Origin of the sequence: Lachnoanaerobaculum gingivalis (assembly GCF_003862475.1) — a bacterium.
In the GTDB taxonomy this organism is placed as follows: Bacteria; Bacillota; Clostridia; order Lachnospirales; family Lachnospiraceae; genus Lachnoanaerobaculum; species Lachnoanaerobaculum gingivalis.
Map to the genome: position 1 here is coordinate 70,136 of NZ_RRCO01000002.1, position 12,640 is coordinate 82,775.

General features: G+C 36.5%; 7 protein-coding genes and 1 pseudogene. 7 read left to right on the forward strand and 1 reads right to left on the reverse strand.

Translation table 11 applies throughout. From position 1 onward, the window contains the following. Positions 1-52 precede the first annotated feature (52 nt). Together thrC and fba are read left to right on the forward strand one after the other, a co-directional pair. Entirely contained in the window at positions 53-1,552 is a 1,500-nt protein-coding gene (gene thrC, locus EHV10_RS04630; protein WP_128673649.1) for a threonine synthase, read from the forward strand. A gap of 2 nt (positions 1,553-1,554) precedes the next feature. Then, the gene (gene fba, locus EHV10_RS04635) at positions 1,555-2,418 is read left to right on the forward strand and encodes a class II fructose-1,6-bisphosphate aldolase (protein WP_128673650.1); all 864 of its coding nucleotides are present in this window, start codon (positions 1,555-1,557) and stop codon (positions 2,416-2,418) included. Positions 2,419-2,947: 529 nt separating this feature from the next. Here the strand turns inward: fba and EHV10_RS04645 are convergent. After that, a pseudogene (locus EHV10_RS04645) lies at positions 2,948-3,898 on the reverse strand (transposase). Between the two features lie 234 nt (positions 3,899-4,132). Here EHV10_RS04645 and EHV10_RS04650 point away from each other — a divergent pair. The 5 genes from EHV10_RS04650 (at position 4,133) to asd (ending at position 12,629) form a co-directional block, all read left to right on the forward strand. Then, positions 4,133-5,455: a replication-associated recombination protein A gene (locus tag EHV10_RS04650; protein ID WP_128673651.1), complete on the forward strand. Its 1,323-nt coding sequence runs from the start codon at positions 4,133-4,135 to the stop codon at positions 5,453-5,455. A 3-nt stretch (positions 5,456-5,458) separates the two neighbouring features. After that, positions 5,459-7,138 (forward strand): transcription termination factor Rho, encoded by a 1,680-nt coding sequence (gene rho / locus EHV10_RS04655; RefSeq protein ID WP_128673652.1) that lies wholly within the window; start codon positions 5,459-5,461, stop codon positions 7,136-7,138. Between the two features lie 66 nt (positions 7,139-7,204). Then, complete coding sequence (locus tag EHV10_RS04660; protein ID WP_128673653.1) at positions 7,205-9,118, forward strand: DNA gyrase/topoisomerase IV subunit B; 1,914 nt, start codon at positions 7,205-7,207, stop codon at positions 9,116-9,118. Positions 9,119-9,126: 8 nt separating this feature from the next. Beyond that, on the forward strand, positions 9,127-11,364 hold the full coding sequence (locus tag EHV10_RS04665; protein WP_128673654.1) for a DNA gyrase/topoisomerase IV subunit A: 2,238 nt from the start codon (positions 9,127-9,129) through the stop codon (positions 11,362-11,364). Positions 11,365-11,543: 179 nt separating this feature from the next. Continuing rightward, positions 11,544-12,629 (forward strand): aspartate-semialdehyde dehydrogenase, encoded by a 1,086-nt coding sequence (gene asd / locus EHV10_RS04670; RefSeq protein WP_128673655.1) that lies wholly within the window; start codon positions 11,544-11,546, stop codon positions 12,627-12,629. The last annotated feature ends 11 nt before the right edge of the window (positions 12,630-12,640 follow it).

A 12,640-nucleotide genomic window follows, 5' to 3' on the forward strand; every position in this document is an offset into this window, starting at 1 on the left:
TATTTTTAATATATATGTTATAGTTTAGACAATCTAGAAATAGGAGTTTAGAATGGAATTCATAAAGTATAAAAGTACCAGGGGCAAAGAGTCGGGAGTAAATGCGTCAGAAGCTATTCTTAAGGGATTGGCAGATGACGGCGGACTGTTTATGCCTGAGAAATTTCCAAAGTTTGATTTTGCTTTGGAGGATTTGAAGGGGAAAAGATATCAGGAAGTTGCCTATGAGGTAATGAAACTTCTTTTGAGTGATTATACAAAAGAAGAGCTGACGGATTGTATAGAAAAAGCATATGATGAGAAGTTTGATACAGAGGAGATTGCACCGCTTGTAAAGGCGGGAGGGGCGTATTTTCTGGAACTTTTCCACGGTGATACTATAGCATTTAAGGATATGGCCCTTTCAATATTGCCGCATTTGCTTACAACATCCGCAAAGAAAAACGGTATAAAGAATAAAATAGTTATTCTTACAGCTACAAGCGGTGATACAGGTAAGGCTGCAATGTCGGGATTTTGTGATGTTGAGGGTACAGGTATTATTGTATTCTATCCTAAGGACGGTGTCAGCAATGTGCAAAGATTGCAAATGGTGACACAAAAGGGTGATAATACGGATGTAGTGGCCATACATGGAAATTTTGATGACGCACAAAGCGGAGTTAAAAAGATATTCTCTGATAAGGATTTTGCAAAGAAGCTTTCAGAAAACGGAATACAGCTTTCAAGTGCAAATTCTATAAATATAGGACGTCTTGTACCACAGATAGCTTACTATGTATATGCTTACGTTAAGCTTTTGGAAACCGGCGATATAGCTGCAGGAGAAAAGATAAATGTATGTGTTCCTACAGGAAACTTCGGAAATATACTTGCGGCATATATAGGAAAACAGATGGGATTACCGGTAGATAAACTTATATGTGCATCAAATGAAAATAAAGTTTTATTTGATTTCTTTGAGCATGGGGTTTATGATAGAAACCGTAAGTTTGTTTTAACATCATCACCGTCAATGGATATACTTATTTCTAGTAATCTTGAAAGATTGATTTATTTAAGTTGTGGAAGTGACGGAGAGTATGTTTCAAAGCTTATGAAAGATTTATCAGCAGGCGGTAAGTATGAAGTTACCAAAGCTATGAAGGACTTTATGAAAGACTTTATAGCCGGATTTGCTGATGAAAAGAAAAATTTTGAAGGTATAAAATCTCTGTATGACAGTACAGGTTATATTATAGATACACATACCGGAGTGGCATTCTCAGTATATGAGGATTATAAAAAAGCCACAAAGGATATGACAAAGACGGTCATAGCATCCACAGCCAGTCCGTATAAGTTTGCTGACAGTGTACTTGAAGCAATCTTCGGACAAAAGCAGGATATGGGAGATTTTGAAGTCATTGACAAATTGCATGAGATTGGAGCACCTGAAATTCCGAAGGCAATATTGGAGATAAAGGATGCAAAGATTCGACATACAAGAGAATGTGACAGTGCAGATATGCAAAAAGAAGTAGAAGATATTCTATTCAACAACAGGAGGTAGATATGTTAGTATCAGCAAAAGAAATGCTTGATAAGGCAAAAGCCGGACATTATGCGGTAGGACATTTTAATATCAACAACTTAGAGTGGACAAAGTCTATTTTGTCAGTAGCTCAGGAGATGAATTCACCTGTTATTCTCGGTGTTTCAGAGGGTGCGGGAAAGTATATGACAGGCTATAAGACAGTAGCTGCAATGGTAAAGGCGATGCTAGAGGAGATGGGAATTACAGTTCCTGTAGCACTTCACCTTGACCACGGTTCATATGAGGGATGTAAGAAATGTATTGAAGCAGGATTTTCTTCAATAATGTTTGACGGTTCTCATTTCTCAATCGAAGAGAATATTGAAAAGACAAAGGAGCTTGTAGCTTTGGCACATGCAAACGGAATGTCACTTGAGGCTGAGGTAGGATCAATCGGCGGCGAGGAAGACGGTGTTGTAGGTGCAGGTGAGTTCGCAGATCCGAATGAGTGCAAGATGATTGCAGATCTTGGGGTAGATTTCCTTGCAGCAGGTATCGGAAATATCCACGGTAAGTATCCTGCAAACTGGCCCGGTCTTAACTTTGACGTTTTGGCAAAGGTACAGGAGAAAACAGGAAATCTTCCATTGGTTCTTCACGGCGGTACAGGTATACCTGCAGATATGATCCAAAAGGCAATTAACCTTGGAGTATCTAAGATCAATGTTAATACAGAATGTCAGCTTGCATTTGCAGATGCTACAAGAAAGTATATCGAAGCAGGTAAGGATCTTGAAGGTAAGGGATTTGACCCAAGAAAGCTTTTAGCACCGGGTGCTGAGGCTATAAAGGCAACTGTAAGAGAGAAGATAGAGCTTTTCGGTTCAGCAAACAAGGCTTGATTTAATTAAGATAAAATTTTAGGGCGTCACAAACGTGATGCTCTTTTTATAGGTAAGTAATAAACCATCCGTTCACACTGTACTCAAATTCCAAATAGAAGAATAAAAGTATTGTATTTATATAAAAATTTTTATATTTGAAAGATTTTGTATCGCTGTCTTCTCCACTTGCAGTAGATTTCTTGGTATGGTTTTTATAAAAGAAAGGGGTATCATTAAAGATGAGGCAGAGTAGCTCCTATGATAAGAGTCGCAGTTCCGCTGAAAAAATAGCCAAGGCAACATCTTAAAAAAATTTGTTCTAGATTCTTTTCCATATAATATCCTCAATAAATTAAATATAATACTATATTCTATCATATTATTCCTAAATTATTCACGGCGTAATATTTACATTAAAAAACGTGCTATAAATCTTTAAACTTAACCCATGACGCTATAACTGACTTAATACACCTAAAAATGGGCAGACTTCCCCTAGGTAGAGTTTACAAGTAGTTATCAAGCTGTCAAGGTTCATTATTAGTTGTTATACTGGCTTTATACATAGCTTGCTGATATTGGATAGGGTATTATAGAACAAATCCTTATATAGACAACTGCTACACAGCTTGAATGTTATATACCTTGCTGAACGGATTACTCTTGCTGCAATCTTTAGCAGTTTTAGACGTACAGTATCAATGCGTTGTTTTCTCATATTTGCAGATAATGAGGGTCGTCTAAACCAATTAAATATGTTATAAGCAAGTGCATGTATTTGAAGCCTGTTGGCATTTACTACTCTTGTATGACTGCTTACAGAAGCAAAGTCAAAACCTGTTTTGCTTTCCTTTATGAAGTTTTCCATCAAGCCTCTTTTGCAATAGAACTTGATAAGATATTCAGGGGACGATTCCATGTTTGTAACAATGAATGTATACATGTATTCACCATAAACTACAGCATAATCCACTTTGTTGTTTTTTGTGATTTCATCAAGTTCATCTATAAGATATGATGCCCTATCATGAAGTATAGCATTTTCTTTCAAACAAATTACATAGCCGATACCGTTTTCTTCACACTGTTTATAAAACTTAGTGTTGCAAAGCCACTATCTCCACGAAGGAGAAGTTTAATTTCCGGAAAATCTTCAAGACTCCTGTGAGTCCATCATAGCAAACAAGTGGATTGTAACCGTTACTTTGATAGTGGAAGTTAAATGCTCTGCCTTCCTGTTTGCCATAGGCATTAAGAAGTGTTGAGTCCAAATCCAAAATGATAGCTTCAGGTATCTGAGGTTTTCTTTATCAGCGTGATAACGGAATGATGCAGAATCATTTGTCTTAAATGATTGACTGAAAAGTTTATCAATGCCAAGTTTACTTACGAATTCTTTTATAAGAAGTAAGCCTGCATCGGAGGATAAATCTCCTCCGTCGAAATTAATTTTAATTTTTCTATTGCTTTCAAGTGATAAGGTGTTTACAATACTCATAATGGGCTTCTTTGTGTAATTTTTTTGAGTTTTGTCACCTTAATTTTACCACAAATGGGCGCTCTTTTTTCTTCACCTAATAAGTGAAAGCAATATTTTGTTAAAATATAGTAATTATGTGGCTTTCAGCCACTTTCATGGAGTTACCCATGAATAATCTAGGATTAATAACTCGGTATTTGACATTTAAAAAAAATATGGTAAAGTAGTGGTAACAACCTACATGGAGAAAAAATGGACTTATTTGATTATATGAAAGAAGTTAATGAAAAAGAAGATGCCCCGTTAGCTTCAAGATTAAGACCCGATTCTTTAGATTCGATAGTAGGGCAGGAACATATTTTGGGTAAAGACAAATTCTTATATAGGGCTATAAAGGCTGATAAACTGAGTTCGATTATATTCTTTGGTCCTCCGGGATGTGGAAAAACAACTATAGCAAAGATCATTGCAAATACCACCAAGTCAAATTTTAAGCAAATTAATGCTACTACGGCCGGAAAAAAAGAGATGGAAGAAGCGATATCTGAAGCTAAAATATCCTTTTCAATGTATAAGAAAAAAACTATTTTATTTATCGATGAAATTCATAGATTTAATAAATCTCAACAAGACTACCTGCTGCCTTTTGTAGAAGACGGTACTGTAATATTAATCGGAGCAACAACGGAAAATCCGTTCTTTGAAGTAAATAAGGCTTTGATTTCAAGGTCAAGACTTTTGGAATTAAAACCGCTTTCATATCAGGATATAGAGAACATTTTAGATAGAGCAATTAAAGACAAAGAAAGAGGGATGGGAAGGTATGAAGTAGAAATTTCTAAAGAGGCTGTAGAATTCATTTCTAAAAGTACAGACGGTGATGCAAGAAGTGCATTGAATGCTTTAGAACTGGCAATTCTTACAACAGATATTTCAGAAGACGGAAAGATTCATATTGATACAAATATTGTAAGTGAATGTATTCAAAAAAAGATAGTGAAGTATGATAAGGACGGAACAAATCATTATGATACCATATCGGCATTTATAAAAAGTATGAGAGGCTCGGATCCCGATGCGGTTATGTATTATCTGGCAAAAATGCTCTATGCAGGTGAAGATATAAAGTTTATAGCCAGAAGAATCATAATATGTGCAGCCGAGGATGTAGGCCTTGCAGATCCAAATGCTTTAAGTATTGCCACAAATGCCTTTTTGGCGATTGAAAGAGTCGGTATGCCTGAGGCAAGGATAATTTTGGCTGAAGCGGCAAATTATATTGCTTGTGCCCCTAAGTCAAATACATCATATCTTGCTATAAATGAAGCGTTAAGATTTGTGGAGGAAAACAGAGACTTTGAAGTTCCTAAACATATCAGAAACGCAAATTTTACCGGGGAAAAAGATATAGGAATAGGTTTGGGCTATAAATATGCTCATGACTATGAAAATCATTATGTTAAACAACAATACCTGCCTGATGAGATAAAAGATAAGGTGTTCTTTAATCTTACAGATATGGGATTTGAAAAATCAATCAAGGACTATTTTAATAAAATAAAAAAGGACAGATAATATATGCGAGAAAAGTTACAAACTTTATCATTGGTACAGTTGAAAGAGATTGCAAAAGAACAGGGCTTTAAAGGAGTCAGCAATTTAAATAAAGCAAATATAATAGAGTTGTTAGTGGAGTTTTCCGAGAATCGAAGTAAAGAGGTTTCAAATAGTGAAGGAGGCTCACCTGAGATGACGGGAAAAGATAATTCATATCAAAGAGACGGTTATACCGGACAAAACTATTCCGGTCAGAGTAATTATACAGGTCAAAACAGAAGTACATATAACAGTGCACAAAGAAGCACTTCAAATCAAAGTAGAAATAATGGATATAATAATACATATCAAAACGGACAAAGGTATAGTCAAGTAAATGCTCAAGGTAATATGTCTAATTATTATCAGGGCCAGTACAATAATCAAAACCAGTATGTAAATCAGTATCATAACCAGTATCCGAATCAATATCCTTTACAAAATCAACCGGGATATAGAAATGAATACTATGACAATCGCTTTGGAGCGGGATTTTCAAGAGATTATCCTACAGATATAAGAGATCTGGATTCAGGTGAGATTGCAGAGGGTATACTTGAGGTAATGCCTGACGGTTTCGGATTTATAAGATGTGAAAATTTCTTACCGGGCGATAATGATGTGTATGTTTCACCTGCACAGATTAAAAAGTTCAGAATGAAAACAGGTGATGTGGTATCGGGAATAAAAAAGATAAAAACAGCTACAGAAAAGTTTGCGGCACTTTTATATATAAATACTGTAAACTCTTTCCCTCCTGAGACTTTGGAAACCAGACCTAATTTTGAGGATTTGACACCTATTTTCCCAAACAGCAGAATACATCTTGCAAATGATGATTCCGCATCAAAAGCCATGAGAATAGTCGATTTGCTCTCACCTATAGGCAGAGGACAAAGAGGTATGATAGTTTCACAGCCAAAGGCAGGTAAGACTACGCTTTTAAAGGAAATAGCAAAGTCTATTACTACAAATCAAAAGGATATGCATCTTATTATATTACTTATAGATGAGAGACCTGAAGAGGTTACAGACATTAAAGAGGCAATAGTAGGTGATAATGTTGAAGTTATATATTCTACATTTGATGAACTTCCTGACAGACATAAGAGAGTTTCCGAGATGGTTATTGAAAGAGCAAAAAGACTTGTGGAGCATGGAAAGGATGTAATGATATTGCTTGATTCCATTACAAGACTTGCAAGAGCTTATAATCTTACAATAGCACCAAGCGGAAGGACACTTTCAGGAGGACTTGACCCTGCGGCACTTCATATGCCTAAGCGCTTCTTCGGAACGGCAAGAAACATAAGAGAGGGTGGAAGTCTCACAATACTTGCAACAGCTTTGGTAGATACCGGAAGCAGAATGGACGATGTTGTATTTGAGGAGTTTAAGGGTACAGGAAATATGGAACTTGTACTTAACAGAAAGCTGTCGGAAAAGAGAATCTTCCCTGCAATAGATGTTTTAAAGAGCTCTACAAGAAGAGATGATTTATTATTGAGCAAGGAAGAGGCCGAAGTAGTAAGTATAATCAGAAAGTCCACAGATTTGGCAAAACCTGAAGAGGTGGCCGAAAGAATTATTGAAGAGTTTAATTCAACAAAGAATAACGAGGAACTTGTTGAAGATATTATAGCAAGAGGTCAGTTGATTTAAAATAAAGTATAAATGTAACAGTTTGGTTTTTGCCGGACTGTTACATTTTTGTAAAAGTGAGGTTTTATGCAGGACTATAATGCAGGCAGTATTACAGTACTTGAAGGACTTGAGGCTGTTAGAGTAAGGCCGGGTATGTATATAGGTGGAGTCGGTGTAAAGGGATTAAACCATCTTATTTATGAGATAATGGATAACTCAATCGATGAACATTTGGCCGGATTTTGTAAAAATATATGGGTGACTTTAAATGCGGACGGCTCATGTACAGTGAAGGATGACGGTAGAGGAATACCGGTTGAGATGCATCAAAAGGGTATTTCTGCGGAAAGAGTGGTATTGTCCACCTTACATGCAGGTGGAAAATTTGATAATGAATCATATAAAACCAGTGGTGGATTGCATGGTGTAGGTTCATCAGTGGTTAATGCTTTGTCCAATTTTCTTGATATAAAAATATCAAGAGACGGATTTATACATCATGACAGATATGAAAAGGGTATACCTACAGTAGAATTAAAAAATGGACTTTTGCCGACTATAGGAAAAACAAGAAATACAGGTACTGAAATCACATTTCTACCTGATGATACTATCTTTGAAGTTACAAAGTTTAAGGCTGACTGGTTGAAATCCAGAATGCATGAAAGTGCATACTTAAATCCGGGTCTTATTTTACATTTTACAAACTTAAGAGAGAATGAACATGAAGAAAAAGTTTTCCATGAACCGGAAGGTATAGTGGCATATGTAAAAGAACTTAATAAGGGCAAGGAAGTAATGCATGCTCCTATACTTTACAAGGGAATATGTGACAATATAGATGTGGAAATAGCCATACAGTTTGTGGATGCATTCGAGGAGAATATATTGGGATTTTGTAATAATATATTTACTCAAGAAGGCGGTACACATATTGCGGGGTTTAAGACAAAGTTTACAGGTCTTATAAATACCTATGCAAGAGACCTCGGTATATTAAAGGATAAGGACAGCAATTTTACCGGTGCGGATACCAGAAACGGTATGACTGCCATTATCAGCATAAAGCATCCGAATCCTATGTTTGAAGGACAGACAAAGACAAAACTTGCATCAGCCGATGCCACAAGGGCGGTGCTTACAGTTACGGGAGATGAGCTTACAAGGTACTTTGACAGAAATGTTGATGTGGTAAAAGCTATAATTTCATGTGCGGAAAAATCCGCCAAGATAAGAAAAGCTGAGGAAAGAGCCAAGACAAATATGCTCACAAAATCAAAGTTTTCGTTTGAATCAAACGGAAAACTTGCAAACTGTGAGTCAAAAGATCCAAGTAAATGTGAGATATTTATAGTAGAGGGAGATTCTGCAGGCGGTTCGGCAAAGACAGCAAGAAACAGAAACTTCCAGGCTATTTTGCCCATTAGAGGTAAGATATTAAATGTTGAGAAGGCTTCTATAGATAAGGTGCTTGCAAATGCAGAGATAAAAACAATGATAAATACTTTCGGTTGCGGATTTTCTGAAGGCTATGGCAATGATTTTGATATTTCAAAACTTCGCTATGACAAGATAATACTTATGACAGATGCGGACGTGGACGGGAGTCATATAGATACTTTGCTTTTGACTTTCCTCTATAGATTTATGCCTGAGCTGATATATGACGGACATGTATATATTGCAATGCCTCCGCTTTTTAAGGTGGTACCGAAAAGAGGTGAGGGCATCTATCTTTATGATGAAAAGGCATTGGAAGATTATAAAAAGAAACATAAGGACAATTTCACTCTGCAAAGATATAAGGGACTTGGAGAGATGGATGCCGAACAGCTTTGGGAGACAACTCTTGACCCTGAAAGAAGAGTGCTTAAAAAAGTTGAAATAGAAGATGCAAGACTTGCAAGTGAGGTAACTGAACTTTTAATGGGTTCCGATGTGGCGCCGAGAAGAAACTTTATACATGAGCATGCAAGAGAAGCGGTTATTGATGCATAGGAGGGTATATGGCTGAGAAGATATTGCGAACGGAATATTCGGAGGAAATGCAAAAATCCTACTTGGATTATTCTATGAGTGTTATAACCGCAAGGGCTATACCTGATGCGAGAGACGGTCTAAAGCCTGTACAAAGAAGAGTTTTATATGATATGAGTGAACTGAGAATATTCAGTGACAGACCGCATCGTAAGTCTGCAAGAATAGTCGGAGATACCATGGGTAAATATCACCCGCATGGTGACAGCTCGATATATGAAACTTTGGTCGTTTTGAGTCAGGACTTTAAAAAAGGAATGCCTTTAATAGACGGGCACGGAAACTTCGGTTCTATAGAAGGTGACGGAGCGGCCGCCATGAGATACACGGAAGCCAAACTTGCAAAATTTGCGGAAGAAGTGTATTTAAAGGATCTTGATAAGACTGTTGAATTTATTTCAAATTATGATGAGACCGAAAAAGAACCTGAGGTTTTACCGGTTAGAGTGCCGAATCTTTTGATAAACGGTGCGGAGGGTATTGCTGTAGGTATGTCAACCTCAATTCCTACACATAATCTGTTTGAAGTATGTAATACCTGTATTGCCTATATAAAGAATAGAAATATAGATACAAAAGGACTTTTGGAAGTACTGCATGGTCCGGATTTTCCTACAGGCGGAATTATTGCAAATAAAAAGGATTTGATTGATATCTATGAAACAGGTAACGGAAAGTTAAAGTTGCGAGGAAAGATTGAAGTAGAACTTGGAAGGAAAAAAGCTGACAAGGACAAACTGATAATTTCTGAAATTCCCTATACTATGATCGGTGCCGGAATAAACAAGTTTTTAGTTGATGTGGCAAATCTTGTAGAGAGTAAAAAACTTTCAGATGTGGTGGATATAAGCAATCAGTCCGATAAAAACGGTACAAGAATAGTTCTGGAGCTTAGAAAAGATGCAGATATTGAAAAGATAAAGAATATCCTGTATAAGAAAACCAAGCTTGAAGATACTTTCGGAGTAAATATGCTTGCGATTGTAGACGGAAGACCTGAGATACTTTCACTAAGAGATATTTTAAAAAATTACCTTGAGTTTCAGTATGAAATTACTACAAAGAAATACAATATTCTCTTAAATAAAGAACTTGAAAAGAAGGAAATACAGGAAGGGCTTATAAAGGCTGTAGATGTAATAGATTTGATCATCGCCATACTTCGTGGCTCTAAAAATCTGACTCAGGCAAAAAAATGCCTTACTTCAGGTGATACTACCGGTATAAACTTCAAGGTTAAGGCACTTGAAAAGGATGCTAAGAAGCTTTCGTTTACTGAAAAGCAGGCGCAGGCGATTCTTGATATGAGACTTTATAAGCTTATAGGTCTTGAGATAGAGGCTCTTTTAAAAGATAATGCGACTACTCTTAAAAATATAGAGGACTATGAGAATATTTTAAAAGATCATAAAAATATGGATAAGCTCTTTATAAAAGATTTGGAAAAGATAAAAAGAGATTTCGCAATTCCAAGAAAAACTTTGATAGAGGATGCCAAGGAAGCCGTATATGTTGAGGAACCGACAGCAAGTGAAGAGGTTATCTTTGTTATGGACAAATTCGGATATTGTAAGATACTTGACAGAAATACTTTTGATAAGAATGCTGAAACTGTAGAAAGTGAAAATATTTATGTATTCCCTGTGATGAATACAGATAGAATATGTATTTTCTCAAATGTCGGTATTTTATACAAATTCAAAGTCATGGATCTTGGTGTTTCAAAACTTAGAGATAAGGGCACGCCTGTTGACAATCTTACAAAGTTTGACAGCAGTAATGAAGAGATCCTTTTGGCTGTAAGTGAAGACAGTATGAAGGGCAGCTTTATTTTGATGCTTACAAAGAACGGTTATATAAAGAGAGTTTCAGGAGAGGAATTTAAGACCAACAACAAGCAGGTGGCCTCTACAAAGCTTAATAATGATGATGTGCTTATAGGTGTAAAAATACTTGCTGCCACATCAAATACAGATATTTGTATTGTAAGCGATGCAGGATATATTTTAAGATTTAATGTTTCAGAGGTAAATGAATTTAAAAAGAGTACCAGGGGAGAGAAGGCAATTACACTTGGGTATAATGAATTTGTTGAGAATTTGTATCTTACAAACGAAGTTGGACTTGCAAGCGTATCCGGAAAAGAAGTTAATCTAAGTAAAGTTAAGCTTAGTCATAGAGGTTATAAGGGGCAAAAAATCAAATAATATTTTGTAAAAACAGACAAGTAAAATGAAATGTCTATACCTGGCGTACAAATGTGCGTCTGATGCGAAAAAATACTTGCAATATTATTCATAGTGTACTATGATTGCAACCAGTTAAAAATAATAGTCCACAAGATTTATGAACTGTTATTCAAAATAAACAGATATGGAGAGATAATATGGATAAGAAATTAAAAGTTGGTGTCCTCGGTGCAACAGGTATGGTAGGACAGAGATTTTTGTCATTACTTGAAAATCATCCTTGGTATGAAGTTGTAGTTGTAGCAGCAAGTCCAAGCAGTGCAGGAAAAAGATATGAGGATGCTGTAGGAAGTCGTTGGAAAATGACAACACCTATGCCGGAGGCTTACAAAGACCTTGTTGTAATGAATGTAAATGATGTTGACGCAGTTGCCTCAAAGGTTGACTTCGTATTCTCAGCTGTGGATATGACAAAGGAAGAGATAAAGGCTATTGAAGAGGCTTATGCAAAAACAGAGACTCCTGTGGTTTCAAACAATTCGGCACATCGTTGGACAAAGGATGTACCTATGGTAGTTCCTGAGATAAATCCAGAGCATTTTGCAATTATTGAGTCACAGAAGAAGAGACTTGGAACAAAGAGAGGATTTATTGCAGTAAAGCCTAACTGTTCTATACAAAGTTATGCTCCTGTGCTTAATGCATGGAAAGAGTATGAGCCGTATGAAGTTGTAGTTACAACATATCAGGCTATATCAGGTGCAGGAAAGACTTTCAAGGATTGGCCTGAGATGGTTGAAAATATTATTCCGTTTATCGGCGGTGAGGAAGAAAAGAGTGAGAAAGAGCCTCTCAGAATTTGGGGACATATTGAAGGTGATGAGATCGTTCCTGCAACTTCACCAAAAATTACTTGCCAATGTGTAAGAGTACCGGTACTTAACGGACATACAGCTGCAGTATTTGTAAAGTTTAAGAACAAGGTTTCTAAGGAAGATCTTATAAAGAAGCTTGTAGAGTACAAGGGAGAGCCTCAGGAACTTAACCTTCCTTCAGCACCGAAGCAGTTTATACAGTATCTCACAGAGGATAACAGACCACAGGTAAATCTTGATGTTGATTTTGAGAACGGTATGGGTGTTTCAGTGGGTAGACTTAGAGAAGATTCAATGTATGACTATAAGTTTATCGGACTTTCACATAATACTTTAAGAGGTGCTGCAGGCGGTGCACTTCTTTGTGCGGAGTACCTTACAGCAAAGAATTTTATAACAGCAAAATAATTATTAATGAG

Excerpts from the sequence above, each read along its gene's own strand:
- thrC (WP_128673649.1), top strand. The coding sequence starts at position 53 with ATGGAATTCATAAAGTATAAAAGTACCAGGGGCAAAGAGTCGGGAGTA.
- EHV10_RS04650 (WP_128673651.1), top strand. The coding sequence starts at position 4,133 with ATGGACTTATTTGATTATATGAAAGAAGTTAATGAAAAAGAAGATGCC.
- asd (WP_128673655.1), top strand. The coding sequence starts at position 11,544 with ATGGATAAGAAATTAAAAGTTGGTGTCCTCGGTGCAACAGGTATGGTA.
- EHV10_RS04665 (WP_128673654.1), top strand. The coding sequence starts at position 9,127 with ATGGCTGAGAAGATATTGCGAACGGAATATTCGGAGGAAATGCAAAAA.
- fba (WP_128673650.1), top strand. The coding sequence starts at position 1,555 with ATGTTAGTATCAGCAAAAGAAATGCTTGATAAGGCAAAAGCCGGACAT.
- EHV10_RS04660 (WP_128673653.1), top strand. The coding sequence starts at position 7,205 with ATGCAGGACTATAATGCAGGCAGTATTACAGTACTTGAAGGACTTGAG.
- rho (WP_128673652.1), top strand. The coding sequence starts at position 5,459 with ATGCGAGAAAAGTTACAAACTTTATCATTGGTACAGTTGAAAGAGATT.